The 25,960-nt window shown below is 70.7% G+C and carries 24 protein-coding genes, 1 tRNA gene and 1 pseudogene; 15 read left to right on the forward strand and 11 right to left on the reverse strand.

The features are described 5' to 3' along the window. Positions 1-206 precede the first annotated feature (206 nt). From VE172_RS21910 to VE172_RS21920, 3 genes are all read left to right on the forward strand, one after another. Positions 207-1,007: a methyltransferase domain-containing protein gene (locus VE172_RS21910; protein WP_324804133.1), complete on the forward strand. Its 801-nt coding sequence runs from the start codon at positions 207-209 to the stop codon at positions 1,005-1,007. A 377-nt stretch (positions 1,008-1,384) separates the two neighbouring features. After that, positions 1,385-2,254 (forward strand): sulfite exporter TauE/SafE family protein, encoded by an 870-nt coding sequence (locus tag VE172_RS21915; RefSeq protein WP_324804134.1) that lies wholly within the window; start codon positions 1,385-1,387, stop codon positions 2,252-2,254. A gap of 51 nt (positions 2,255-2,305) precedes the next feature. After that, complete coding sequence (locus VE172_RS21920) at positions 2,306-3,100, forward strand: DUF2785 domain-containing protein (protein WP_324804135.1); 795 nt, start codon at positions 2,306-2,308, stop codon at positions 3,098-3,100. Here VE172_RS21920 and VE172_RS21925 read toward each other — a convergent pair. Beyond that, complete coding sequence (locus VE172_RS21925; protein ID WP_324804136.1) at positions 3,097-4,041, reverse strand: ribose-phosphate diphosphokinase; 945 nt, start codon at positions 4,039-4,041, stop codon at positions 3,097-3,099. The genes VE172_RS21920 and VE172_RS21925 overlap by 4 nt on opposite strands. A gap of 330 nt (positions 4,042-4,371) precedes the next feature. Here VE172_RS21925 and cimA point away from each other — a divergent pair, with 330 nt between their 5' ends. The 5 genes from cimA (at position 4,372) to VE172_RS21950 (ending at position 9,861) form a co-directional block, all read left to right on the forward strand. After that, positions 4,372-5,964 carry a citramalate synthase gene (cimA, locus tag VE172_RS21930; protein ID WP_324804137.1) on the forward strand — a complete coding sequence of 531 codons (1,593 nt, stop codon included), beginning with the start codon at positions 4,372-4,374 and terminating at the stop codon, positions 5,962-5,964. 30 nt (positions 5,965-5,994) lie between these two features. After that, positions 5,995-6,324 (forward strand): hypothetical protein, encoded by a 330-nt coding sequence (locus tag VE172_RS21935; RefSeq protein WP_324804138.1) that lies wholly within the window; start codon positions 5,995-5,997, stop codon positions 6,322-6,324. Positions 6,325-6,374: 50 nt separating this feature from the next. Beyond that, complete coding sequence (locus VE172_RS21940; protein WP_324804139.1) at positions 6,375-7,154, forward strand: fumarylacetoacetate hydrolase family protein; 780 nt, start codon at positions 6,375-6,377, stop codon at positions 7,152-7,154. Continuing rightward, positions 7,147-8,619, forward strand: a complete 1,473-nt coding sequence (gltX, locus tag VE172_RS21945) for a glutamate--tRNA ligase (RefSeq protein WP_324804140.1) — start codon at positions 7,147-7,149, stop codon at positions 8,617-8,619. Before VE172_RS21940 ends, gltX begins: the two co-directional genes overlap by 8 nt. A 216-nt stretch (positions 8,620-8,835) precedes the next feature. Then, a complete protein-coding gene (locus VE172_RS21950) occupies positions 8,836-9,861 on the forward strand; it encodes an aldo/keto reductase family protein (RefSeq protein ID WP_324804141.1) in 1,026 nt (341 codons plus the stop codon). Positions 9,862-9,864: 3 nt separating this feature from the next. On the opposite strand, the pseudogene VE172_RS25570 reads toward VE172_RS21950, so the two are convergent. Next, positions 9,865-10,896: pseudogene (locus VE172_RS25570) on the reverse strand (questin oxidase family protein); the annotation flags it as partial. A gap of 56 nt (positions 10,897-10,952) precedes the next feature. Between VE172_RS25570 and VE172_RS21965 the strand changes: the two are divergent. Continuing rightward, a complete protein-coding gene (locus tag VE172_RS21965; protein WP_324804143.1) occupies positions 10,953-11,252 on the forward strand; it encodes an ArsR/SmtB family transcription factor in 300 nt (99 codons plus the stop codon). Between the two features lie 9 nt (positions 11,253-11,261). Here VE172_RS21965 and VE172_RS21970 read toward each other — a convergent pair whose 3' ends face one another. From VE172_RS21970 to VE172_RS21985, 4 genes are all read right to left on the reverse strand, one after another. Continuing rightward, entirely contained in the window at positions 11,262-12,296 is a 1,035-nt protein-coding gene (locus tag VE172_RS21970; RefSeq protein WP_324804144.1) for a hypothetical protein, read from the reverse strand. 81 nt (positions 12,297-12,377) lie between these two features. After that, positions 12,378-13,142 carry a maleylpyruvate isomerase family mycothiol-dependent enzyme gene (locus tag VE172_RS21975; protein WP_324804145.1) on the reverse strand — a complete coding sequence of 255 codons (765 nt, stop codon included), beginning with the start codon at positions 13,140-13,142 and terminating at the stop codon, positions 12,378-12,380. Between the two features lie 55 nt (positions 13,143-13,197). Further along, positions 13,198-15,276: a S9 family peptidase gene (locus tag VE172_RS21980; RefSeq protein WP_324804146.1), complete on the reverse strand. Its 2,079-nt coding sequence runs from the start codon at positions 15,274-15,276 to the stop codon at positions 13,198-13,200. 119 nt (positions 15,277-15,395) lie between these two features. Then, positions 15,396-17,003, reverse strand: a complete 1,608-nt coding sequence (locus VE172_RS21985; RefSeq protein ID WP_324804147.1) for a phytoene desaturase family protein — start codon at positions 17,001-17,003, stop codon at positions 15,396-15,398. 102 nt (positions 17,004-17,105) lie between these two features. Between VE172_RS21985 and VE172_RS21990 the strand changes: the two genes are divergently transcribed. Beyond that, positions 17,106-18,146 carry a S66 family peptidase gene (locus tag VE172_RS21990; protein ID WP_324804148.1) on the forward strand — a complete coding sequence of 347 codons (1,041 nt, stop codon included), beginning with the start codon at positions 17,106-17,108 and terminating at the stop codon, positions 18,144-18,146. Here VE172_RS21990 and VE172_RS21995 read toward each other — a convergent pair. After that, positions 18,143-19,129, reverse strand: coding sequence for a zinc-binding dehydrogenase (locus VE172_RS21995; RefSeq protein WP_324804149.1), 987 nt, complete (start codon positions 19,127-19,129; stop codon positions 18,143-18,145). The genes VE172_RS21990 and VE172_RS21995 overlap by 4 nt on opposite strands. A gap of 102 nt (positions 19,130-19,231) precedes the next feature. Between VE172_RS21995 and VE172_RS22000 the strand changes: the two genes are divergently transcribed. Continuing rightward, on the forward strand, positions 19,232-19,618 hold the full coding sequence (locus VE172_RS22000) for a RidA family protein (RefSeq protein WP_324804150.1): 387 nt from the start codon (positions 19,232-19,234) through the stop codon (positions 19,616-19,618). On the opposite strand, the gene VE172_RS22005 is transcribed toward VE172_RS22000, so the two are convergent. Further along, on the reverse strand, positions 19,586-20,233 hold the full coding sequence (locus VE172_RS22005; protein WP_324804151.1) for an MOSC domain-containing protein: 648 nt from the start codon (positions 20,231-20,233) through the stop codon (positions 19,586-19,588). The genes VE172_RS22000 and VE172_RS22005 overlap by 33 nt on opposite strands. 120 nt (positions 20,234-20,353) lie before the next feature. Here VE172_RS22005 and VE172_RS22010 point away from each other — a divergent pair, with 120 nt between their 5' ends. The 3 genes from VE172_RS22010 to VE172_RS22020 are packed head-to-tail and all read left to right on the forward strand — an operon-like array spanning position 20,354 to position 22,710. Further along, positions 20,354-21,181 carry a hypothetical protein gene (locus VE172_RS22010; RefSeq protein WP_324804152.1) on the forward strand — a complete coding sequence of 276 codons (828 nt, stop codon included), beginning with the start codon at positions 20,354-20,356 and terminating at the stop codon, positions 21,179-21,181. A gap of 4 nt (positions 21,182-21,185) precedes the next feature. Beyond that, entirely contained in the window at positions 21,186-21,920 is a 735-nt protein-coding gene (locus VE172_RS22015; RefSeq protein ID WP_324804153.1) for an RluA family pseudouridine synthase, read from the forward strand. Between the two features lie 40 nt (positions 21,921-21,960). Next, positions 21,961-22,710 (forward strand): class I SAM-dependent methyltransferase, encoded by a 750-nt coding sequence (locus VE172_RS22020; protein ID WP_324804154.1) that lies wholly within the window; start codon positions 21,961-21,963, stop codon positions 22,708-22,710. 88 nt (positions 22,711-22,798) lie between these two features. Here the strand turns inward: VE172_RS22020 and VE172_RS22025 are convergent, their stop codons facing one another. Both VE172_RS22025 and VE172_RS22030 read right to left on the reverse strand, forming a co-directional pair. Then, positions 22,799-23,494 carry an MBL fold metallo-hydrolase gene (locus tag VE172_RS22025; RefSeq protein ID WP_324804155.1) on the reverse strand — a complete coding sequence of 232 codons (696 nt, stop codon included), beginning with the start codon at positions 23,492-23,494 and terminating at the stop codon, positions 22,799-22,801. Positions 23,495-23,519: 25 nt separating this feature from the next. Beyond that, positions 23,520-24,731, reverse strand: a complete 1,212-nt coding sequence (locus VE172_RS22030; protein WP_324804156.1) for a cytochrome P450 — start codon at positions 24,729-24,731, stop codon at positions 23,520-23,522. Positions 24,732-24,929: 198 nt separating this feature from the next. On the opposite strand from VE172_RS22030, the gene VE172_RS22035 reads away from it, so the two are divergent. Next, positions 24,930-25,005: transfer RNA gene (locus VE172_RS22035), tRNA-Glu, on the forward strand. A gap of 372 nt (positions 25,006-25,377) precedes the next feature. Here the strand turns inward: VE172_RS22035 and VE172_RS22040 are convergent. Further along, complete coding sequence (locus VE172_RS22040) at positions 25,378-25,959, reverse strand: carboxymuconolactone decarboxylase family protein (RefSeq protein WP_324804157.1); 582 nt, start codon at positions 25,957-25,959, stop codon at positions 25,378-25,380. Position 25,960: the final 1 nt, after the last annotated feature.

Genomic DNA, 25,960 nt, shown 5'->3' on the forward strand with positions numbered 1-25,960 from the left:
CCTGAACCCGACGCAGTCGGTGATCGGGCCGCCGACGTCCTGACCGAGGCGCAGGCAATCCACGTCGTCGATCCCGCGCGGCTCGTCCATACCAGCAGTATGACGACTCATGATCGCGCCGCCAAGTGTTCATTTAGTGAGACGACTGTCTTGTATGTCGGGACGATCGGTTAGCCTTCGCCGTGACCGAACCGGCAGGAGGCATCATGTCCGCGACCTACACCCACGGCTACCACCCCTCGGTGCTGCGCTCCCACACCTGGCGCACCGCCGAGAACTCCGCGGCGTACCTGCTGTCCCACCTCGAACCCGGAATGACCATTCTGGACGTCGGCTGCGGACCCGGCACCATCACCGCCGACCTGGCCGCCCGCGTCGCTCCCGGCCGGGTGATCGCCCTGGACGCCTCCGAGACCGTGCTGGCCAAGGCCCGCCGACACGCCGCCGAGGTCGGCGCCACCACCATCACCTTCACCACCGGCGACGTGCACGCTCTCGACCTCCCCGACGACAGTGTGGACGTCGTGCACGCGCATCAGGTGCTGCAGCACGTGTCCGACCCCGTGGCGGCGCTGCGCGAGATGCGCAGGGTGTGCCGCCCCGGCGGGATCGTCGCCGCCCGCGACGCCGACTACGCCGCCATGACCTGGTATCCCGAGGTGTCCGCATTGGACGAATGGCTGGAGCTGTACCGCGCGGTGGCGCGCGCCAACGGCGGCGAACCCGACGCCGGTCGCCGCCTCCTCGCCTGGGCCCACGCCGCGGGCCTCACCGACGTGACCCCCGGCACCTCCACCTGGTGCCACGCCACCGTCGCCGAGCGCGAACACTGGGGGACGATGTGGAGCGACCGCATCGTCGACTCCGCGATCGCCACCGACGCGGTGCGCTCGGGCCTGGCCGACGTCGAGACGCTGCGGCGCCTGTCCCGGGCCTGGCGCGACTGGGCCGCCGAGCCCGACGGCTGGTTCGCCATCCTGCACGGCGAGATCCTCTGCCGCGCCTGAACAGCGGCTACAGGGGCAGTTCCGGCCGCAGCACCGGCGGGTACCAGCCTGCCGGTGTCGCCGTGGGGGAACATCAGCGATCCCGCGCCCGCCGCGGCCAGGGCCGCCAGGCCGTGGCGCCGCTCGTGCGGGAACACCTCGAACAGGGTCGCGGTGGCGAAGGAGAGGGCCAGCGGCAGCACGCCATGCGGCGCCGCGACGGCGCGTGCGTCCACGATCGCGGCGTCGGCGGCGGGAAGCGATGCGCCCCAGCAGCATCGGCCAGCCGCGCCGCTGAGACGCGTCCCACTTGCCACGGCGCCCGCGGCGCGCGTATCGTCCAACCTAATTAATCCGACCAAAGTACTCAACAAACTAGGGTATGAGGGGAGCGGCCCGTGGTCACCTTCGTCCTCTTCGGCATCGTCGGCCTGGTCGCCCAGCTGATCGGCGGCGCCCTCGGCATGGGCCACGGCGTCATCTCCACGTCCCTGCTGCTGACCGTCGGCGTCGCCCCCGCCGCGGCCTCCGCCTCGGTCCACCTGGCCGAGATGGGCACCATGCTCACCTCGAGCGTCGCCCACTGGCGATACGGCAATGTGGACTGGAGGGTCGTGCTGCGGGTCGCGATCCCCGGTGCCGTCGGCGCCTTCGCCGGAGCCACCGTCCTGTCCTCCCTGCCCGCCCAGCAGGCCGCGCCCTGGATCAGCGCCATCCTCATCGTCATCGGCACCTGGCTGGTGGTCCGCTTCGTCAACCACCGCCACGACAACCCGCCGCCCCGCCCCCCGCTGCGCACCCGCTTCCTCGCCCCGCTCGGCCTGATCGCCGGCACCGTGGACGCCACGGGCGGCGGCGGCTGGGGACCCATCGCCACCTCCGCGATGCTGGTGTCGGGCCGCCTCGAGCCCCGCAAGGTGGTCGGCTCGGCCAGCGTCGCCAAGTTCATGGTCTCCACGGGCGCCAGCGCCGGCTTCCTTTTCGGCATGACCGATTCGGGCGTCGTGTGGCCCGTCGTCCTCGCCCTGCTGCTCGGCGGCCTGATCGCCGCCCCCTTCGCCGCCTGGCTGGTCCGCCGTCTCCCCACGTGGGTGCTCGGCGTCGCGGTCGGCGGACTCATCATCCTCATCAACGCCCGTACCGTCCTGGACGCCCTCGGCGCGCCGATCGCGATCTACGTCGCGACCTTCGCCGTCCTGCTCGCCGCCTGGTCGGTCGCGCTCACCGTCGCCATCCGCGTCCGCCGCGCCGAGCCCGCGCGGGTGTGATCGCCGGATAATCGCTGGGCCCGCCCGCGCACCGCGGGCTACGCTCCAACGATGACCGACTGGCAGGGCGTCATCGACGCCGACGCCGCCGTCCCCGACGGCACCCCGCTGACCGAGCTGGTCGCCGAGCTGTCGCGCGACCTGCGTTCGCCCGATCCCGTGCGCCGCGACCAGCACGCCTATTCGGTGCTGTCGCGGTGGATCTCGCGGGGCGTGCTCGACGCCGCCGCCATGCGGCGCCTGGGGGACGAGATGGCGACGCGCTTCGACGACCCCGAGATCCAGACCCGCACCTTCGCGCCGCTGATCCTGGCGGTCATCGTGTCGACCGGCGAGTTCGATCCACAGTGGCTGGAGGCGTTCACGACCTGGTACGTCACCGAGACCGACCTGCGCGGCCACGACGGCGACCTGGGCTGGCTGCACGCCGTGGCCCACGGCGCCGACCTGCTGGACGAGTTCGGCGCCCACCCGGCCGTCGATCCCGCCCCGCTGCTGGAGCTGGCCGCCCGCCGCATGCTGGCGCCCACCCCGCACGTGTGGCGGGACCAGGAGGACGATCGGCTCGCGTTCGCCCTCGCGCATACCCTGACCCGCACCGAGCTGTCGGCGGCCGACGCCACGGCATGGCTGGACGCGATCGCCGAGGACTTCGCCGCAGGCGTCCCCGGCCCCGTGCCGCCGTACGCCACCAACACGATGCGCACCCTGCGTTTGCTGTACATCGCGGTCGATCGGGGAGTGCGCCCCGACTATCGGGGCGACGCGGTCCACATCGGACACCGTGACGCGGTGAAGACGCGACTGGCCGAGGTCCTCGCCCTGGTCGCGCCGTTCGTCGGCTAGGTGAACAGGACGCTGAGGCTCTCGCGTTCGTGAATGCGCCGAATCGCCTCGGAGAACAACGGCGCCACCGACACCACCGACACCCGCGGCGACAGCTCCACCGGGCGGTTCTCCACGGTGTCGGTGCACCACAGCGTCTCGATCGCCGAGGCCTCCAGGCGCTGCATCGCCTTGTCGGTGAACACGCCGTGCGTCACCGCCGCCCGCACCGAGCGGGCGCCCTTGTCGATCAGCGTGTCGGCCACCTCGGCCAGGGTCCCCGCCGTGATGGTGAAGTCGTCCACGATGACCGCGTTGCGCCCGTCCACCTCGCCGATCAGATCGGCGACGCGGGCGTTTTCGGTGTGGTCGACGCGCTCCTTGTCGGCGATGGCCAGCGGCGCGCCCAGCCGCTTGGCGTACATCTTGGCCTTCTTGGCGAAGCCCGCGTCGGGCGACACGATCACCAGGTCGTCGAGCTTCTCGGCGGCGATGGCGTCGGTGAGCACCGGCATCCCGTACAGGTCGTCCACGGGCAACCCGAAGAAGCCCTGGATCTGGGGCGCGTGCAGATCGAGCGTCACCACCCGGTCGGCACCGGCGGCCTCGATGGACTGCGCGCAGACCCGCGCGCGGATCGACACCCGGGGCTCGTCCTTCTTGTCTCCCTTGGCATAGCTGAAGTACGGAATCAGCACCGTCACCGACGCCGCCGACGCCCGCTTCAGGGCGTCGATCCAAAACAACAGCTCCATGAAGTGGTCGTTGGCGGGGAACACCGTCGACTGCACCAGGTAGACGTGCCGTCCCCGGACGTTCTGGCCGACCTTGACGAACAGGTTCCCGTCCGAAAACTGCAACACCTCGCCCTCGCCGACGGGGATGTCGAGAATCTCGCAGATGGCTTTGGTCAAGATGGGGGAGGCCGAGCCTCCCAGGACCACTAGATCGTCGTCGCGCATGATCGTTCCTATGCATTCGCAGGCGGCGGGTTCGCGCTCGGTCGAAGCGCACGCGCGCCTCGCACAGCGGCTTGATCCTCTCATGCGGTTTTTCACGCGACATTCGCCTAGCCGACACCCAGAAGGCGTACGGAAAGTTCCACAATCCGGGAGTTAATGGTCACTAAGCGGACGCGGCTGGCATACTTCGCGCCATGACGTTCCGGCTGATTATTAGCCGCGGGCGCGCGGTACGAGCGGCGACATAGCCGCCACCACCGACGCGCCAGACCTTCCGTGCCCAGCACGGGGGGTCTTTTTCGTTGCCGAACCATTTCGCGAGGAGCCCACGTGACCACTCCACAATTCGACGAATTCCACGTTTTCGACACCACCCTGCGCGACGGCGCGCAGCGCGAGGGGATCAGCTACTCGGTGGCCGACAAGCTCGCCGTGGCCGCGCTCCTGGACGAGCTGGGGGTGGACTTCATCGAGGGCGGCTGGCCCGGCGCGCTGCCCTCCGACACCGAGTTCTTCGCCCGCGCCGCCGACGAACTGCGGCTGAAGAACGCCACCCTGGTGGCCTTCGGCGCCACCCGCAAGGCCGGGGTGGACGTGGCCGCCGACCCCCAGGTCGCGGCCCTGCTCGACTCGCGCGCGCCCGCCTGGTGCCTCGTCGCCAAGTCCGACGTGCGGCACGTGAGGCGGGCGCTGCGCACCACACCCGAGGAGAACCTCGCCATGGTGGCCGACACCGTCGCCTACGGAGTCAACTGTGGACGGCGGGTCTTCCTCGACTGCGAGCACTTCTTCGACGGCTTCCGCGCCGACCCCGACTACGCCACCTCCGTGGTGCGCCAAGGCTTCGACGCCGGGGCCGACGTCGTGGTGCTGTGCGACACCAACGGCGGCATGCTCCCGTCCGACATCACCGAGACCGTCACCGACCTGCGCCGCCGCCTCGGCGGCGAGCCCCGGCTGGGCATCCACTGCCAGGACGACACCGCCTGCGCCGTGGCCAACACCATCACCGCCGTGCAGGCGGGCGTGATGCACGTCCAGGGCACCGCCAACGGCTACGGCGAACGCCCGGGCAACGCCGACCTGTTCGCCGTCGTCGCCAACCTCGCCTGCAAGCTCGGCATGGACGTGCTGCCCGGCGACGGCCTCGCCCACATCACCCGCGTCGCCCACGCCATCGCCGAGATCGCCAACCTGGCGCCCGACACCCACCAGGCGTACGTCGGCAACGCCGCCTTCGCCCACAAGGCCGGGCTGCACGCCAGCGCCATCAAGGTCGACCCCGCCCTCTACAACCACATCGATCCCTCCCTTGTGGGCAATGACATGCGCATCCTGGTCACCGAGATGGCCGGGCGCGCCAGCATCGAGCTCAAGGCCCGCGAGCTCGGCCTCGACCTGGGCTCCCGCCCGGAGGCCCTGGGCCGGGTCACCAAGCGCGTCAAGGATCTCGAGGCCCGCGGCTGGAGCTTCGAGGCCGCCGACGCCTCCTTCGAGCTGCTGGTCCGCGATGAGCTGGCCGCGGGCGTCAAGCGCCACTTCCGCCTGGACAGCTACCGCGTGATCGTCGAACACCGCGCCGACGCCACGGTCGCCAGCGAGGCCACCGTCAAGGTGCGCGTCGGCGGCGAACGCGTCATCGCCACCGCCGAGGGCAACGGCCCCGTCAACGCCCTCGACAGCGCCCTGCGCGAGGCCCTCATCACCCACTACCCGCAGCTGAAGGCCGTGTCCCTTGCCGACTACAAGGTCCGGATCCTGGCGGGCAACCGCGGCACCGACGCCGTCACCCGCGTCCTGGTCGACACCACCGACGGCGCCCGGGAATGGACCACCGTCGGCGTGCACGACAACGTGGTCGAGGCCAGCTGGCACGCCCTGTCGGAGGCCCTGGCCTACCGTCTGGGCGGTTCGACTTCGTGATCGGGATCGCGGCCGGATATCGTTGACCGGATGAGTGGTTACGGTTCAGCGCGGGTGCGCGCCTCGGCAATGCCGTCCAAGCAGGTCTTCGCGCGCCAGAGACTGGTGGCGGGCCTGGTGGTGGGCCTGATCGGCCAGTTCGTGCTGGCCTTCATCCTCGGATTCGTGCTGGTATTCGGATTCAGCCTGGCGCTGCGGGTCACCGCCACCCTGATCGGCTGCGTCATCGCCACGCCGGCGGCGCTGTCGTTGGGTTTCGGGTGCATGTTGAAGGACGACGCCCGCTCGTTCGGGCTCGGCGTGGTGATCGGCGGGCTCGCGTCCACCGTCTTCATCGCGGTCCTGTTCTTCATCGTGTGAGCCGCAAGTTAGTCTTTCGTGCGTATCCGATCCTCGACGGGAGGCCGAGTATGCGCATCGCACGAATAGCCCATCCCCGCGGCATGTCCTTTGGTGTGGTGGAAGGCGACGGACCCGGCGCGACCGTGTCCGAGATCGACGGACACCCCTTCGGCGAGATCGCCACGACCGGCCAGAGCTGGTCGCTTGAGGACGTTCGCCTGATGGCGCCGATGCTGCCCAGCAAGGTGGTGTGCGTCGGACGCAACTACGCCGCGCACGCCGCCGAACAGGACGCGGCGGTGCCCACCGAGCCGCTGCTGTTCCTCAAGCCGTCCACCTCCGTGATCGGTCCGGGCGACGCGATCCGGATTCCCCCGCAGTCGCAGCGCGTGGACCACGAGGCCGAGCTGGCCATCGTGATCGGTACGCCGGGCGCCCGCCGGGTCACCGACCCGGACGAGGCCGCCGCGGCGATCTTCGGCTACACCTGCGCCAACGACGTCACCGCGCGCGATCTCCAGAAGTCCGACAACCAGTGGACCCGGGCCAAGGGCTTCGACTCGTTCTGTCCCCTGGGGCCCTGGATCGAGACCGAGGTGGACGTCGCCGACATCGAGGTGCGTTGCGAGGTCAACGCATCGGTGCGGCAGCTGGGGCGCACCAAGGACATGATCTTCTCGCCGCTGGCCGTGGTGTCCTATGTGTCCCACATCATGACGTTGCTGCCCGGCGACGTGATATTGACTGGAACCCCCGAGGGCATCGAACCTATGGTGGCGGGGGACACGGTGTCGGTCTCCATTGAACACATCGGCACCCTGACGAACACGGTGGTCAACCTTGACTGAGGTACGCACGCGCTTCTGCCCGTCCCCGACCGGGGTTCCGCACGTCGGCCTCGCCCGGACCTGCCTGTTCAGCTGGGCGTACGCGCGGCACACCGGCGGCACGTTCGTCTTCCGCATCGAGGACACCGACGCCGCCCGCGACTCCGAGGAGTCGTACGTCCAGCTGGTGGATGCGTTGGGCTGGTTGGGTTTCGACTGGGACGAGGGGCCCGACATCGGGGGGCCGTACGGGCCGTACCGCCAGAGCCAGCGCCTGGACATCTACGCCGACGTGATGCGCAGGCTCGTTGAGGGCGGCCACGTCTACGAGGCGTTCTCCACGCCCGCCGAGGTGGAGCAGCGGCACCGCACGGCGGGGCGCGACCCGAAGCTCGGTTACGACAACTTCGACCGCGACCTCACCGACGAGCGGAAGGCGGCCCACCGCGCCGAGGGGCGCGAACCCGTGCTGCGGCTGCGGATGCCCGCCGAGCCGATCACCTTCCACGACGCGGTGCGCGGCGAGGTCACCTACCAGCCCGGCACGGTCCCCGACTTCGTGATCGCCCGCGCCGACGGCTCGCCGCTGTACACGCTGACCAATCCCGTCGACGACGCGATGATGCGCGTGACCCACGTGGTGCGCGGCGAGGACCTGTTGTCGTCCACGCCGCGGCAGGTCGCGATGTACCGCGCGCTGATGGACATCGGTGTGGCCGAATGGATTCCCGAGTTCGCTCACGCCCCGCTGGTGGTGGACGAGCGCAAGAAGAAGATGTCCAAGCGCGACCCGCGCTCGGACCTGTTGGCGTACCGGGACAAGGGATACCTGCCCGAGGCGATCGTGAACTACGTCGGCACGCTGGGCTGGTCGATCGCCGCCGACCGCGACGTGTTCAGTCCACAGGAGATGGTGGCGGCCTTCGACCTGGCCGACGTCAACTCCAATCCCGCGCACTTCGACGAGAAGAAGCTCGACGCGATCAACGCCACGCACATTCGCCAGCTGTCCACACAGGACCTGGTCGCCCGCCTGCTGCCGTTCCTTCAGGACCGCGGGCTGCTTCCCGAAAAGCCCACCGACGACCAGCTGCGGGTCCTCAACACCGCCGCCCCGTTGGTGCAGGAGCGCACGGGCACCCTGGTGCAGGGCGCGGAGATGCTGCGGTTCCTGTACGCGGGGGAGGACTTCGAGCTGGACGAGGCCAGCGCCGCCAAGACGCTGAAGGGCGACGCGGGCGCGGTGCTGGACGCCTCGGTGGAGGCGCTGTCGAAGCTGGACGACTGGTCGACCGACGCCATCGAGGCGGCCCTGAAGGCCAAGCTGGTGGACGAGCTGGAGATCAAGCCGCGCAAGGCCTTCGCTCCGCTGCGGGTCGCCGCCACGGGCAAGACGGTGTCGCCGCCGCTGTACGAATCGATGGAGCTGCTGGGCCGCGACATCACGCTGGAACGCTTGCGCGCGGCGCGTTCCCGCGTCGCCTAGCCGAAGGCGCGGGCGAGCCCGACTCCCTCCCGTCGCCGCCTGGCGGGTTGATGACGTCGTGCGGCGGTTGTCCCCGGCGGCGGGGTGGCGGACCGTGCCGTGGGCGGGTCGGCGACGACGGTGGATGGCACCGCCGCGCCGTGTGTAAGGTATTGGCTGTCTTTCACTCATTACGATGCCGACGGCTGGCTCGGCACCCCGACGAAGGCGGCAGCAATGGAATACCGCAACCTCGGCCGCAGCGGCCTCAAGATCAGCGCGATCACCTACGGCAACTGGCTTCCCGGCGGCGACCCGAAGGCGGCCAAGGAATGCGTGGCCGCGGCCCTGGACGCCGGCGTCAACAGCTTCGACACCGCCGACATCTACGGCAGGCCCGACTTCGGCGCCGGCGAAAGGGTTCTCGGCGAGGCGCTGGCGGGGGTGCGCCGCGAGTCCGTGGTGATCGGCACCAAGGTGTGCCTGCCCGTCGGCGACGGCCCCAACGACCGCGGCCTGTCGCGCAAGCACATCACCGAAAGCTGCCACGCCTCGCTGCGCCGCCTCGGCACCGACCACATCGACCTGTACCAGGCGCACCGCTTCGACGCCGACACCCCGTTGGAGGAGACCATGGTCGCGTTCGCCGACCTGGTCCACCAGGGACACGTCGGCTACATCGGCGTCTCCGAGTGGACGGCGCCGCGGATTCGCGTCGCCGCCGCGCTGGCCACCGAGCTGCGGATTCCCCTGGTGTCCAACCAACCCCAGTACTCGATGCTGTGGCGCATCATCGAACCCCAGGTGGTGCCCGCGTGCGAGGAGCTCGGGCTGAGCCAGATCGTGTTCTCCCCGCTGGCGCAGGGCGTCCTGACGGGCAAGTACCCGCCCGGACGGCCCGCCCCGACCGACACCCGCGCGGGCTCGGAACGCGGCGCCGACTTCGTCGGGCGCTACATGTCGGAGGCGGTGCTGTCCGCCGTGCAGCGGTTGCGTCCCATCGCCGAGGAGCTCGGCACCAACCTCGCCCGCCTCGCGCTGGCCTGGGTGCTGGGTCGGCCCAATGTGGCCTCGGCGGTGATGGGCGCGTCCCGCCCCGACCAGATCCGCGACAACGTCGCCGCCCTCGAACTGTCGCTGGACGACGAGGTGTGCAAGCGGATCGACGAGGCGCTTGTCGACCCCGGGCACGGCGACCTGGTGGAGCGCGACGCGGACAAGACCGCGCGGATGTTCGACGTGATGCCCGCCTGGCGCCGCTAAGACGCCCGGTGCGATGAGGCCGCGGGCGCGCGCGGCCGCCGACAGGGCGGTGCCGTCGCCGGTCCACTCGTAGACGTCCAGCGCGGTGTCGGCGAACTTGATGACGTGCGCGTCCGCGTGCTCCGCGGCCGCCGCGAACACGTCGGCAGCCGTGGTCTCCTCGGGCGCCGGGGATGGCGTGGGTTCGGTGGGGGCGTACGCCGCGGTGACGGCGGCGGTGGCGGCCCAGGCCGCCGTGAGGCTGTCGATCCACTGCTCGCGCGGCAGGGACGGCAGCACCCGCAGCACCGCGTTGGGGGCCGTGGCCGAGTGCACCAGCATGATCCCGTTGCCGTGTCCGTGGGTGAGGTAGCGGCGGGTGGCGGCGGTGACGATCTCGGTGAGCCGCAGGCGGGCCTGCTCCGCATCGGCCGCCGGGCGCAGCGCCGACAGCGTGGTGGTCCAGCCCGGCAGGTCGGCCAGCTGCCCGAGCCGATCGCCGATGCCGCCCTCCTGCCGCGGGATCACCGGCGCGTCTTCGAGAACGGCCGCGGCCCCGCCCGCGCCGCTCGGCGCGGCGAGGTGCGGAACGGTCTGCCAGCGGGCGGCCCAATAGGACAGTGCCTGCGCCAGCTCCTCGAGGCGCCCGGGGGCGGCGCCCTCCTCGCGCAGGGCGCGCACGGCATGGCCCACCCGGATCACGCCGTGGGTGGCCCCTGCGGCGATGCCGGGCATCAGGCGCGGCCACCAGGCGGCCAGCACCTCGGTCCAGTCCGCCTCGGCGAGCTCCCGGCGGAACCACTGTGGCCAGTCGCCCACCCGGCGGTGGTCGCCGAGCGCCTCGCGCCAGTTGTCGCGATCGATCGGGTTGAGCCCGCGCGGCTGGTCGTCCAGCAGCGGCTCGTACACGTCGAGCCAGTGGTGGATCGCGTCGGAGCGGCCATGCCGCGCAAGGGATTCCACCGCCATCGGGCCGTGGTTGGTGAGCCACCCGTCCGGGCGCTCGGGCCCGAATCGGTGCAGTCGTTCGTACGCCTCGTCCAGAATTTCGTTCATGGACCTCAATATAGTCTTTATTCTATATAGTGCAAGTGCTATATAGAGGAGATACTATGAATCTCGTGACTGACGAGATCAAGGTCCTCAAGGCGCTCGCGCACCCGGTCAGGCTGGACATCCTGCGGCGGCTGGCCGCCGAGCCGGACATCTGCGCCTGCGACTTCACCGACTACTTCGCGGTCTCGCAACCCACCGTGTCGGCCCACCTGCGCACGCTGCGCGAGGCCGGGCTGGTCTCCAGCCGCCGGGACGGCAACACCATCTGCTATTCGCTGGTGCCCGGCGCCGTTCGCCGGCTCGCCGACACCCTGGTGGATCTCGCCGAGCCGGCCCCCCGCCCGGCGCGCCTCTGAGACGCGGCCTCAGACGTTCAACGCGATCGCGGTGCTGTAGGGCCGCAACGGATCCCTGATGGCGCCGTGCAGCGTCCCCGCCTTGTTCGGGGTGGCGCCCGAATGCGTCAGCGTGTACGCGGCCACGACGCCGATCGCGAACTCGCGGGTGCAGCCGTTGCCGGTGCGCACGGGTGCCTGAAGCCAGCGGCTGACCTTCAGATGATGCGTGCTGCCCTGATAGATCGACACCTTGTCGACGGCGGTGACCGCCGACGCGCACGCCTGGTGCCTGGCGTTCAACTGGGTGATCCTCAGCGTTGTCTTGAGCACCAACGGGTCCATGCCCGCGATGCCCTCGACGCCCGCGGTGGCCTGGCTGCCGTGGAACACGTTGATCCGGGTGGCGGACTTCGACGCCGTCCAGGTGTGCGACAGGATGGTGGCCGTGTCCTCGCGCTTGGCGGTCTTCGGGTCGTCCTTGCGCACGACGGCGTCGGAGCCCTGGTACCACTCGGCGCCGCCGGTCTCGGTTTTACCCGCCACCCTCAGATACGTGTCGGACGATCCCGTCACCGGCAACAGGCTCCGCTTCGGACCCACGGTGTACTTGCCGATCGCCCACTGTATACACGTGTAGGTGCCGTCCGCCGGCGGCGTGAACAGCCACACCGAGCTGACGGCGCGCCTTCCCGATCCCTCGTGGTTGCGGGAACTCAGCGCCGAGCGCCCCGGGTAGGCCGCGTCCGGCGACGGGGTCCTGGTGGAGCAGGTGATCCAGGTGGACATCAACATGTCGCGTCGGTCGCCGTCGTGTGCGGGGTCGATGAACCGCATCGTCGCGGTGAACTTCCCGGCGATCAGCCGCGGCCGGCCGGCCTTCATCGCCACGTCGTCCAGCCGCAGCAACGGCTTCGCCGAGGCGCTGGACGGAAGCTCCTTGGTGATCGGTGTGGTGGCGGTCTGGTCGGCGGTGTTGTCGCCCGAGGCGGCCCAGGCCACCGCCGAGGCGGTGCCGAGCGCGAGGGTCAGGGTGACGACGAGGGCGGTGCGAGGAATGCGCATGTGTCTGCTTTCACGACCGGAAATGAGTCACCGCAAGGTATCCGGCCGCGCGCACACGCCCCGCACATCGCGCGCATACGCTCAGCCGAAGGTGACGTGGCGGGTCCACAGCTCCAGCAGCGCGGTGTCGCCCGTGACCTCGATGGCCGACTCCTCGATCGACCTGCGCTGGTAGATGCGCAGCAGCAGGTCGGTCACGGGTCCCCGCAGGCGCACCGCCGCGTCGCCGGGGCCGCGCCGCCACGTGATGAGATCGCCCGTGAGATCGAGGAACCAGGACGCGTCGGTGTCGGTGGCGTCGAAGGCGATGGTGCGCCCCGGGCCCAGCAGCTCGCGCCTGGCCGGGTTGATCGCGAAGTGCAGCGGCACGACGTCCAGGTCCATCCATTCGTCGATGCCCTCGACCGCGGCCTCGGCGGACGCGACGAACGGCGTGCCCGCCGCCAGGGTCGCGTCGGCCCGATGCATCAGCGTCTCGTTGGCGAAGCGGCGGGCCAGGAAGGCGGCGGTCTTGTCGTCGAAGGGACCCCACGCGGGGGAGCCGGGGCCCGCCTCCAGCAGGGTGTCGGCGTAGCGGCGCGCGCCCCGCATGAGCCAGTCCAGCGGCGGCGGGGTCGAGTCGTCGCCGTCCAGCTTGCGCAGCTTGTCGTCGGGCAGCATCTCGACGGAGCGGGTGCGCACCGTCTCCTCGGCCCAACGGTGCCCGAACCCGATGTGCCGCAACAGCATCCCCAGTGTCCAGTCGGGACAGGAGGGGACGGGCGCGCGCAGGTCGGCCCCCGACACGTCGTGGGTGAGCAGCTCGGTCTGATGGACGATCTCGATGCAGTGGCGGTTGAAATCCATCGACTCCTCCGTGAATTCGGGCGATAGGGAATTATGGCCGCCCTGGACCGCAAGATCAATCGGTCATGTGCAGCGCGTTCTTCACGAACCCCAGCTCCAACAGCATGAGATTCTCCGCCACGTCGGCCCGCGATCCCGCCATATGGGTGATTCCCGACAGCGGCAGCACCGAGTGCGCGCGACCCGCCGCCGTCAGCGCCGCCGACAGCCGCAGGGTGTGCGCGACGACCACGTTGTCGTCGGCCAGGCCGTGCACCAGCAGCAGCGGGCGCCGCAGCCGCGGCGCGTCGTCGATGAGGCCCGCGCGCCGGTACGCCTCGGGCTGGTCGTCGGGGTGGCCGAGAAACCGCTCCATCCAATGGGTGTCGTACATGGCCATGTCGGTCACGGGCGCCCCCGCGACCGCGACGTGGAACACCTCGGGCTCGCGCAGCACCGCCATCGCCGCCAGGGTGCCGCCGTAGGACCAGCCGCGAATGCCGACGCGGCCCAGATCGATGTCGTCGGGGTAGCGCTCGGCGACCGCGTGCAGCCCGTCCACCTGGTCGGGCAGGGACAGGGACTTGTTCATGCCGTGGATGGCGCGCTCCCAGGCGGGGCCGCGCCCGGGTGTGCCGCGACCGTCCACTATCACCACGGCGAAGCCCTGGTCGGCGAACCACTGCGCGGGAAGGTAGCCCGCTCCCGCGGCCAGCACCTTCTGCCCGGCGGGCCCGCCGTACGGGTCCATCAGCACGGGCAGGCGGCGGCTGCCGGGCCGGTGCCCCGTGGGGAACAGCACGGCGGTGCGCAGGTCGCGCTCTCCGCCGCGCCGCAGGGTGACGCGGGGCCGGACCACGGGGGCCTCGGCGTGCGAGGCGAGGGGGATCTCGGGTTGCCCCTCGCAGTGGATCGCGACCCGCTGGATGTGCGATTCGTCCGATATGGACGTGACGACGGTCGTGCCGTCGACGCGTTGGGCCGACAGCACCAGCGGCTGGCCGGACAACCGCCGCGGGCCCTCGCCGGGCGCGTACGACCACAGCCCGATCTCGGTGGGCTCGGTCGAGGCGGTGAACGTCACGGACTCGCCGTCCACGCCCCACACCCGACGCAGCTGAAGGCCCGGCGGCGTCACGGCCTCCCCGTCCACCACCAGCCTGCGGGTGTCGTCGGCGTCCACCGTCCACACGAGAGCGCCCGAGGCGGTGAGCGCGGGCAGCCCGGGAACGATCGCGGTCCAGTGCTCGTCGGTGTTCTCGCATCGCGTCGCGGTGGCGCCGGTGGCGGCGTCGACGTCCAGCACCCGAAGCGTGCGCTGGTCGCGGGACTGCACCGCGATCACCAGACCGGAGCCGCCCCAGACCGCCCCGGTGAGGTATTCGAATGCCTCGCGGTCCCACGTCACGGGGACGCGCCGGCCGTCCACCCCGATGATCTCCAGGGTCACGATCGCGTTCGCGGTGCCCGCCATCGGGTACGCCACCTCGCGCGGCTTCGACTCGGGGTTCGCGGGATCGGATATGTGCCAACGCCTCACCGGGGTGTTGTCCACACGCGACACCAGCAGCGCCGCGCCGTCGGGCGCCCACCAGTACCCCTCGTACCGCGACATCGACTCGCCCGCGACGTGCTCGGGCAGGCCGTAGGTGACCTCGGCGCCCTCGGGCTCCGCCAGCGCCCGATCGCCGCTGCCGTCGGCGCCGATCACCCGCAGCGCGCCCCGGCTCACGTACGCCACCGTCTCGCCGCTGGCGTCGATGCGCGGCTGCTCCGCGGGGGCCGCGACGGGCAGCTCCGCGGCCTGACCACTGTGGAGGTCCGCCAGCCACAGCCGCCCCGACAGCGCGAACACCGCGCGGGATACGGCGCCGTCGGTGGAGTAAGCGGTGATGCCCGCGGCGGTCTCGCGCGTGCGCTCCCGCCGCACCCGCTCGGGCTCCGACAGCTCCTCGTCGGCGCCCTCCAGATCGCCCGGGTCCACCAGCAGCCGTTCGCCGCCGTCGTGAACCCACAGGCAGTTCACCGGGTCCCGCCCGCCCCGCGAGCGCAGGAACACGATGCGCTGCCCGCCCGGAGCGATGGTGAAGTCGCGCGGACGACCCAGGCTGAAACGATGGGTGAGGGCGAGCTGGCGGGGCAGACTGATGGTCACGGCGGGTCCTTCCGTCAGGGCGGCGAACGGCCAATGAAACCATCGCGCCGCGGTATCCGCCAGCCGCATCGACCACGGCGGAACGCCCAACATCGCTCATGCGGCGCGAGACATCGACATCAGGCTCGCCGCCAGAACCGCCGCCGGTCGGACAGGATCTGGCGCACCACGTTGCGTCCCGGGACGCCGGTGACCCCGCCGCCGCCGTGGGTGGACGAACCCGCCTGATAGAGCCCGCGGATCGGGGTGCGCAGGTCGGCGTACCCCGCGGCGGGGCGGGCGTGGAACAGCTGCCCGGGCGTCAGTTCGCCGTGGAAGATGTTGCCGCCCACCAGGCCGTACTCGTTCTCCATCTGGTGTGGACCGATCACCTGGAAGTCGATGATGGAGTCGGTGAAGCCGGGAGCCACCGCCTCCATGCGCGCCACCGCGCGGTTGGCGTAGTCGTCCAGCTCCTCCTGGTCCGGGTCCGACGACCAGGTGTGCGGCACCCACTGGGTGAACATCGACACCACGTGATGTCCTTCGGGGGCAAGGGAATCGTCGAAGACACTGGGGATGCACACGTCGGCGAACGGCATCTGGGCGGCCTTGCCCGACACCGCCTGCTGGTAGGCGTCCTCGATGTGGTCCAGCGACTCCGCCAGCACGATCGTTCCACCGTGGACCCACGGGTCGAACTCGGGATGCGAGGCGAAGGTCGGCAGCTTGTCGACCGCCAGGTTGATCTTCACCGTGCCGCTGCGGGTCTTGAAGCGCTGGATGTCGGCGACGAAGTCCTCGGGCAGCTCGTCGCGATCGATCAGCTTCAGAAACGAGATCTTCGGGTGCGCCGTGGTCACGACGATCGGCGCGTGCAGCTCGTCGCCGTTGTCCAGGGTGATCCCCGTGGCGCGTCCATGGGAGACGTTGATGCGCGATACCGGTGCGGCCGTGCGGATCGCCGCGCCGTTTTCGCGCGCCGCCCGCGACAGCGCCCGCGTCACCCCGCCCATGCCGCCGCGCGGGAAGCCCCACGAGCCCGTCACGCCGTCGCCGATGTCGCCGACGTGGTGGTGAAGCATCACGTACGCCGTGCCCGCCGAGCGCGGGCCCGCCCAGGTGCCGATGCAGCCCGACACCGACAACAGCCCGCGCATCGCGTCGGACTCGAAGCGGTCCTCCACCAGGTCGGCGATGCTGTCGGTCATCATGCGCGTGATGTCCACGGCGTCGCGCACCCCCACGCCCCGCAGCTGGCGCGCCAGGCCCGCCGCGCGGGCCAGCTCGGCGGGCCGCTTCGAGCCGAGCTTGGGCGGGATGCGTTCCAGAAGCGGCGCCAGCAGCCCGCCCAGGTGGTTCATCCACCCGTCCCACTCCTCGTAGGCGTCGGCGTCGCGGGCGGAGAACTTCGCGATGTTGTCGTGCCGCTCGCCCGGGTCGTCGGCCAGCGCGAGATAGCCGCCGTCGGCGCGGGGCGCGAAGTACGGCCCCTGCGGGTAGACGTGGTAGCCATGCTTCTTGAGGTCGAGGTCGGCGACCAGCTGCGGCGACATCAGGCTCACCACATAGGACAGACTGGTGACGGTGTACGACGGCCCGAAGGGGTGCTCGCTGACGGCCGCGCCGCCCACCACCTCGCGCGCCTCGCAGACGCACACCTTCAACCCGGCCTTGCCCAGGTAGGCGGCGGCCACCAGGCCGTTGTGCCCTCCGCCGACCACGATCACGTCATAGTTGCCGTCCATGGCGAGGGCTCCTATCGATCGATGTAACTGCATTATGCCGGTTGGGACCGACCCGATGGGAAATCGCGCGCGCATTCCACGACCCGCCGATATGGTCGGCGCATGTCGCTGATCTACCCGCCGAAGCCGCGCCCCGGCGACCGCGTCGCGGTGGTCTCGCCCGGCTCCGGCCTGCCGGGGATCCTCCCGCTGCCCTACGAGCGGGGATTGAGGCGGCTGCGCGAGGAGTTCGAGCTGGAGCCGGTGGAGTACCCCACCACCCGCAAGATGGGCTCCACCCCGGCCGAGCGGGCCGCCGACCTGCACGCGGCCTTCTCGGACGACTCGATCGCCGCGGTGATCGCCAGCATCGGCGGCGACGACCAGATCACCGTCCTCAAGCACCTGGACGCGGAGCTGCTGCGCGCCAACCCGAAGCCGTTCATGGGGTACAGCGACAACACGAACGTGCTGGCCTTCCTGTCCTCATTGGGCATCGTCGGCTATCACGGCCCGGCGATCATGACGGACTTCGGGCGCGGCGGCGCCATGCACCCGTTGACCGTCGACTCCGCCCGCGCGGCGCTGTTCACCTCGGGGGACTACCGACTCGCCGCGCCCGACGGCTTCACCGACATCGACCGCGACTGGAACGACCCCGCCAACCTCGAGACCGAACCGCCCATGATGGACGCCCACGGCTGGCGGTGGCACCACCCGTCGTCGGTGGTGACGGGCCGCTCCTGGGGCGGCTGCCTGGAGATCGTGGCCTGGCTGCTGGCGTCCGATCGTTGCGTCCCCACTCTGGACGAACTCGACGGCGCGGTTCTGTTCTTCGAGACCAGCGAGGAACTCCCGCCCGCCGAGGAGGTGTACCGGACCCTGCGCTGCGTCGGCGAGCGCGGCATCCTGGGACGCTGCGGCGCCCTGCTGATGGGGCGCCCCAAGGCGTGGAACTTCGAACACCCCAACGACGACCGGCAGCGCGCCGCCCACGTCACCGCGCAACGCGAGGCCGTGCTGCGCGCCATGGGGGAGTACGCCCCCGACACCGCGATCGTCCTCGATGTCGACTTCGGACACACCGATCCGATGGTGACGGTGCCGTACGGCGGACAGGTGACGGTGGACGGTCCCGCGCGCTCCATCACGGTGCGCTACTAGGGGATCAGCACCACCTTGCCGACGGTGCGGTGCGCCTCCAGGGCCCGGTGCGCAGCGGCGGCCTCGGCCAGGGGGAAGCTGGTCGTCGCGGGGCGGAGCCGCCCCCGGGCCAGGGCGTCGAGCGATTTTTCCTCCAGGCTGCGGACCCCGCCGGGGCGGTTCAGCATGAACGGCCCCAGGGGGCTGTCGATGGACACCCGGTGCTCGGCCAGTTCGGCGGCCGACGGCTCGCTCCCCGCGTCGAAGCCGCCGCCGTACACCACCAGCCGCCCGCCCTCGGCCAGCAGGTCGTACACCCCCTGGGCGACCGCGCCGCCCCGCCCGCCCAACAGGCCCACGGTGATCCGCCTGCCGTCCAGCGCCCGCCACAGCTCGTCCGTCCACAGTGCCTTCGTGTAGTCGACGGCGATGTCGGCGCCGTTGGCGCGCGCCGCCGCCACCTTGTCGGGCCCGCCCGCCGCGCCGATCACGGTGCAGCCCAGGGCCTTGGCGTACTGGACGATCAGCGTCCCGATACCGCCGGACGCCCCGGTCACCGCCACCACGTCGTCGGCGGTCAACGCGGCCATCTCCAGCACGCCCATGGTGGTGCGGCCGGTGCCGATCATCGCCACGGCCCGCTCGAACCCCACCCCCTCGGGCACCACGTGCACCGCCTCGGCGTCGCGCACCGCCAGCTCGGCGTACCCGCCGGGCGCCATTCCCAGGTGGGTGACGACCCGGGTGCCCAGCCAGCCGGTCGCGACCCCGGCGCCCACCGACTCCACCACCCCGGCCACCTCGCGCCCGGGGATCGTCGGCAGCTCGGGCGGCTTCATCACCGCGCCGTCGTACGCCCCGGCCCGCAACACGGTGTCGATCAGGTGCACCCCGGCCGCGGCGACCTTGACGCGCAGCTGCCCGGGGCCGGGTCGCGGGTCGTCCACGGTCTCGTAGCGCAGATTGTCGGCGGGTCCGAACTGGTGAAGCCGAATGGCTCGCATGCGTACTCCCATCGCTGAGGTCTGTCGCGAGTCTCCAACTTCAACCACGGTTGAAGTCAAGCCCTGGTGGCCGACGCCACCGCCGCGTGCGAGAATCCGCGCGTGACCGACGATTCGCCCGTCTTCAGCCCGACCCGCTCCGCCACCGCGAACCTGCTGTTCGTCTCCGGCCAGCTGCCGATCGACGCCGACGGCCGAGTCCCCGACGACATCGACGCCCAGACCCGGCTCGTCCTGGCCAACATCGCCACCCACCTGGACGCCCACGGCCTCGACTTCGGCGCCGTGGTCAAGGTGACCTACTTCCTGCGCGACATCGGCGACCTCGAGGCGGTGCGCGCCGTCCTGCGCGAGGTGCTGCCGCGACCGCGCCCCGCGGCATCCCTTGTGGAGGTCAGCGCCCTGGTGAACCCGAAGTGCCGCCTGGAGATCGACGCGATCGCCCAGCTCGGCGGCTCAGGCCCGATGCTCGCGCGCGAGCTCCCGTAGCTCGCTGGGCAGGGCATCGGCCGCCGACAGGCGCGGCAGCAGCGCGTGGTCGTGTATCGCCCGAAACGTCAGCGCGACGCTCACGTCATGGTCGGGCCGCGAGATCACCTCGACCCGGTCCCCGGCGGAGATGTCGCCGGGCTCCACCACCCGCAGGTACGCGCCCGCGCGGCGCTCGGCGGTGAAGGTCTTCAGCCAGCCCCTCTCGGCGATCCAGCCCCGAAACGTTCCACAGGGGATTCGCGGGCACGACACCTCCAACACCACTGTGGACCCGATGCGCCAGCGCTCGCCGATCAGCGCGCCGTTGACGTCCAGCCCGCGGGTGGTGAGGTTCTCCCCGAACACCCCGCACGGCAGGGCACGGCCCAGCCTCGTCTCCCAGTAGTCGAGGTCCTCGCGCGCGTACGCGTACACCGCCTGATCGTCACCGCCGTGGTGCTTGACGTCGTACACCCGATCGCCCGCCAGCCCCACGGCGCCGGTGCCCTTGGGGCCGGGCGCGGTCACCGCGATCGGCCCGTCCGCCGGACGCTTGTCGATGCCGGTGAGCTGGGGGTCGCGCTTCCACGGATTCTGTCGCGGAACACCGACATTGACCGAAAGCAGCTCCATGGGGCGAATGTAGTGGCGTCGCGGGCGTGGTGCGACTTTATTTAGGACAGTAAGATGGCCCGACTTCCCGAAACGTGAGAGAGGCCACCCATGTCGCAACAGCCACCCCAGGGATGGGTGATGCCCGCTCGCGTCGGGACGACCGTGGGGCGCCTCAACCGTTCGGGGCGCGGGTTCAAGATCGCCGGGGCGATCATCGCGGTCTTCGTCCTGTTCATCATGCCGTACATGGCCCTGACCAACGACGAGTCCGGCAACCGCACGACGTGGGACGTGATCTGGTACGTCGTCCTGGGCTACGTCTGCGGGCTGCCGCTGTTCGCGGGGGTGCCGTGGATGGTGGGCTTCACCCAGTCGCGCCAGGCCAACGAGCAGCTCGTCCTCAACGGTACACAGTTGACGGTCGTGGGCCTGATTCGCAGCCGCCCCAACGTCTTCGACCTCTCGCGGGCCCGGGTGCGGGTCGAGCTCATCGGCGGGCGGCGCACCGACAGCATGACCGCCGAGCTCGCCCAGGGCAAGCGGATCGCGGTGGAGCGGCGGGAGGCCCAGATCGGGCGCGGTCCCCTGGCCGGGGCCGGCAGGCGGCTGCCGCAGAGCTACTTCGTCCCCTTCCACCCGGTGCTGGTGTTCTACCGCGAGGCCGACGACTTCGCGATTCCGGTGGAGCTGTGCGACGTGGCCAGCCGGGCGATGCGGGACCCGCGCGAGACCATGGCGATCGCCGAGGCGATGCGCTTCAACGCCGACCCGGTGGTGCAGCACACCGCCGGCCAGCTGCGCACCATCGCGCGCTGGCGCCAGCTGCCGCACATCACCGCCGCCCGCGCCGACGCGGTGCCCGCCACGCCCGCCGACTACCCGTACGACGCCCCGCCGATCCCCACCCCGGTGCAGGGCGGCGAACCCGCGCCGGAGATCCAGTTCGAGGCGCCGCCAGTACCATGACCCGGTGATCGAGTGGGCGAGTCTGCGGGCCGAGCGAGTGCTCGCCGAGGACGCGGCGATCCTGGCGCTGAACAAGCCCGCCGGGGTGTCCGTCACCGGTGAGCGGCACGACACCGACCTGGTGCGGATGGCCGCCGAGGCCGGGGAGACGCTGTATCCGGTGCACCGCATCGACAAGGCCACCTCCGGTCTCGTCCTGTTCGCCAAGGACCTCGCCGCCCACGGCGGGCTCACCCGCCAGTTCAACAAGCGCACCGTCGACAAGCGCTACCTCGCGGTGGTGACCGGCGACGTCCCCGAGCGCGGCGCCATCGAGCTGCCGTTGAGCACCGGACGCAAGAACCGGGTGCGGGTGGCGGCGCCCCGCGAGGCGATCGCCGCCACCGGCGACCGCTGGGGCGTCCCCGCGTCGCAGGTGTTCACCCACGTCAAGACCTACCCCTCGCTCACCGAGTTCGAAACGGTGTGGACGGACGGGGCCCGCGCGCTCCTGGCGGTGCGCCCGGTGACCGGCCGCCGCCACCAGATCCGCGTCCACCTGGCCTGGATCGGTTTCGCCGTCGTCGGCGACCCGCTGTTCGACAAGCACTCCACACAAAGGACGCTGCTGCATTCCTGGCGGCTGTCCGTCGACGCGGCCTGGCGCGACGACGAGCGCCTCGCCCTCGAGGCCGAGCCCGGCGCCGACTTCCTGTCCGCCATCGGCGACTTCGACCCGAAGGCATTGGCGGACCTCTAAACCCCGGGCGCCCCGCGCCCGCGTGATCCACACTGGTGTCATGTCGAGCGCGCGCGAGTTCTATGACCGGTTGGCCGACGACTACGACCGCATCTTCCCCGACTGGGACGCGTCCATGCGGTACCAGGCGTCGGTGCTGGACCGCCTGATCGCCGCGCCCGGGTCCACCATTTTGGACTGCTCGTGCGGCATCGGCACCCAGGCCATCGGCCTGGCCGCCCTGGGCCACCGCGTCACCGGCACCGACATCAGCCCGCTGGCCGTCGCCCGCGCCCGCCGCGAGGCCGCCGCCCGCTCGCTCACCCTGCCCGCCGCAGCCGCCGACATGCGCGCCCTCCCCTTCGCGGCGTCCACATTCGACGTCGTGCTGTGCGCCGACAACTCCCTGGCCCACCTGCTGACGCCCGACGACGTGGTGACGGCGCTCGGCCAGATGCGCCGCGTCCTGGCCCCCGGCGGCCTGCTCGTCCTCACCCGCCGCGACTACGACCCCGACCGCGCCGACCACCCGCGCTTCAGCCCGCCCCAGGTCTCCGACCGCGACGGCCGCCGCTCGATCACCTTCCAGCTGTGGCACTGGCACGACGACGGCGCGCACTACGACGTCGAGCACTTCCAGCTCCACGGCGACGCCGACCGATGGCGCACCGAATGCCGCCGCACCACCTCCTGGGCCCTGACCCGGGCCGAACTGTCCGAACTGGCCGCCCGGGCGGGTCTCGACGCGCTGACCTGGCACGACCCCGCCGACAGCGGCTACTACCAACAGGTGATCACGGCACGCGCCTAACCTAGTGCGTCGGTCAGCTCGTCGCGTTGCCGTGCAACGAATCCCGCGTCCACCACGACTCGTCGACACAGGTGATCACGGCACGCGCCTAACCCAGCGCGGCGGCCAGCTCGTCCCGCTGTCGCGCTACGAATCCCGCGTCCACTACCGCGCCGTGCCCGGGCACCACGGGCCCGTCGACGCGGTCCAGCAGGGCGTCCAGCACCCGCGGCCAGTTCGCGGCGTCGGAGTCGCGGCCGATGCCGGGCGGGCCGCTCTCCTCCACGAGGTCACCGGCGATGGTCACCTGGTCGGCGAACACCACCAGGTCCCCGCGGGTGTGCGCGGGACCGGGGTGCCACAGGCGAACGGCGCGCCCACCCAGGTCGAGGTCGACGGCATCGGTGACCTCACGGTTGGGCGGCAGCAGCGGCGTCGTGGCGACCGCGTCGGCGATCTCGGGCGCCAGCAGCCGACAGACCTCCCGCGCCTCCGAGCGCGCGCCGTCGGCGTCGGCCAGCGCCGCGGCGACGTCGCGATGCGCCCAGAACTCGGCGACCCCCAGGTCCTCGGCGATCGCCCGGTTCCCGAAGCAGTGGTCGAAGTGGGGATGCGTGTTGGCCACGACGATCGCGGTATCGGTCACCCGCCGCACGGCCGCGGCCAGCTCCCGTCCCTGCTCCCCGGTGGACAACGTGTCCACCAGCAGCGACCGCTCGCGGCCCACCACCAGCACGCTGTTGACGTCCAGCACCCGACAGCGCCGCACGTGAACGCCCGCGGCCACGGGCCGAAACTCCGCCACGGCCCAGCAACCTAACGGCTCGGCCTCACCAGGTCACGGGCAACTCGTACAACCCGTGAATCGCCGCGTCCGCCTTGAACTTGACGTCGGCGTACGCCGTGGCCAGCGTCAACCCCGGGATCCGATCGAACAGCGTCCGATACACGATCTCCAGTTCCATCCGCGCCAGATTCTGGCCGAGGCACTGGTGGATCCCGTACCCGAACGCCACGTGGTGCTTGGCGCCGCGCCGCACGTCCAGGCTGCCGGGCTCGGCGAACACCTCGGGGTCGTGATTGGCCGCCGCTCCCGACAGGTACACGCCCTCCCCGGCCCTGATCGTCACCCCGTCCACCTCGAGATCCTCCAGGACGGCCCGCGCGGTCACCCCGTCGGCGATGGAGAAGAACCGCAGCAGCTCCTCCACGGCATCCGACACCAGCGCCGGCTCCCGCCGCAGCGCCTCCAGCTGCCCGGGGTTCTCCAGCAGCGCCAGGACCCCCAGCGAGATCATGTTCGCCGTGGTCTCGTGCCCGGCGACGAGCAGAATCCGCGCCAGGTCGGTGATCTTGTCGTGGTCGTACACACCCGCGGCCCGGTTCTTGACGATGAGCCGCCCGATCAGGTCATCCTTCGGATCGTCCTCGGCCCGCCGCACCAACCCATCCAGGTAGTCCCATACCTCATTAAGCCCCTCCCGCCGTTCCTCCACCGGCGTGTTGAAGTTCACCAGCTTCGCGGTCCGCTCCTGGAAGTACTCATGGTCCTCATAGGGCACCCCCAACAGCTCGCAGATCACCAGCGACGGCACCGGCAACGACAACGCCTCCACGAGGTCCACCGGCCGCGGCCCGTCCAGCATCCCGTCGACGCACTCGTCCACGATCTGCTGAATCCGGGGACGCAACGCCTGCATCCTCTTCACGGTGAACTCGTTCACCACCCACCGCCGCACGGTGGTGTGATCGGGCGGGTCCATCCCCACCAACGACGGCGAAAACCGCCGCGCCTGCGAGGCGGGCAACGGCGCGAACAGCGGAAACCCGGGGGCGTCCCGCCGGTTCGACAACCGCGAATCCGCCAACAACCGCCGCACGTCCGCGTGCCGGGTGATCACGTACGCGGTCCCGCCCACGGGCGTCGTCACCTTCGCCACGGGCCGCTCGGCCCGCAGCCGGGCATACTGCTCGGGCGGATCGAACGGGCAGCTGCGCGTCAGGGGAAGTTGAAGGTCTTCGGTCGTCGACTGTTCGGTCATCGCTGGCTCCTTATCGCCGAGTGCGAGTCCCCCCGCCCCCCAAGCTATGCCGCCCCGCCCCGCCCGTCCCCCTCCCCTCAGCCCCCTCTCAGCCACCCCTCACCCACCACAATCGACCGATCCCACGTGGCCAATCCCACCCCACAACCCCGATGCGACCCCCCGCGCGCCTCGGGTACTCTTACCTACGTTCAACGCGCTCCTGTCGTCTAGTGGCCTAGGACGCCGCCCTCTCAAGGCGGTAACGGCGGTTCGAATCCGCTCAGGAGTACCATCAGCATCAGTGTTAGACCGGCTTATGGCAGTAGCCATGGGCCGGTTTGTTGTTTTTGGGCTATCGCCGAACCGATACTGTCTACAATGGTGGTTGGGGCGCGTCGGCCAGGTTAAGGATCAGCACGGGGAACGCGTCCAGGACCGCTGTGTGACCGCGTGTGGGGCGGGAGGCTCCGTCACGCCTCTCACGAGGTCGTCGGGTTCGGTGCCGTCCCGCGAACCTCTGCTTTGCGTGGACGTCTTGACTGTTGACCACGCATCCACTGGGGAATGGATGGTTCGGGTGACCAGCCCATTTTCCGTCGGGACCGTTTCTGGCCGCAAGGTGCGGCCGATCGCGGCCCCAGGGGTCGAGTGCGGGCCATGTCTCTCAGTGGTAGCCGCGTTTGAGCAGAACCGCAGCGCCGCTGTCGAAGCCCGCGGGGGTGAGCATCGAGAAATCGAACGCGTCCGCCAGCCGGTTGGTGACGTTGAACGCGAAGCACACCGCCAGCGCGTCCTCGATCTGCGCGCGAGTGACGCCCTGGGACCGCAGCTCGCGCATGTCGTCGGCGTCGACCGTGTGTTCGCGGGTCAGCTTGCCGAGCATACGCAGGGTGGCGCGCAACGGTTCCGCGATCGGCGCCGTGTCTAGATCGGACAGTACCCCGGCGACCATCGGCTCGTCGCCAAGCGCCTGGGCCGCGGTCGACGTGTGCGCTCCCACGCAGAACGGGGACTCATTCTGCTTCGACACATAGGCCGCCATGAGTTCGCGTTCGCCGACCGACCAGGCGGACGGGCCGCGCATGGCCTGGTGCGTGAACTCCTTCGCAGGCGAGCCGTAGAAGTCGGGACGGTAGAAGGTCAGCTTGGCGGCGTCGGGCAGCGAGCGCCGCGAGACGATGCGAACGATCGCGAACAGCGCCTTCGCGCCGAAACCGTAGCCGTTGTTGAGGATCTCCGGTCGCATG

Source organism: Stackebrandtia sp. (assembly GCF_035643755.1).
In the GTDB taxonomy this organism is placed as follows: Bacteria; Actinomycetota; Actinomycetes; order Mycobacteriales; family Micromonosporaceae; genus Stackebrandtia.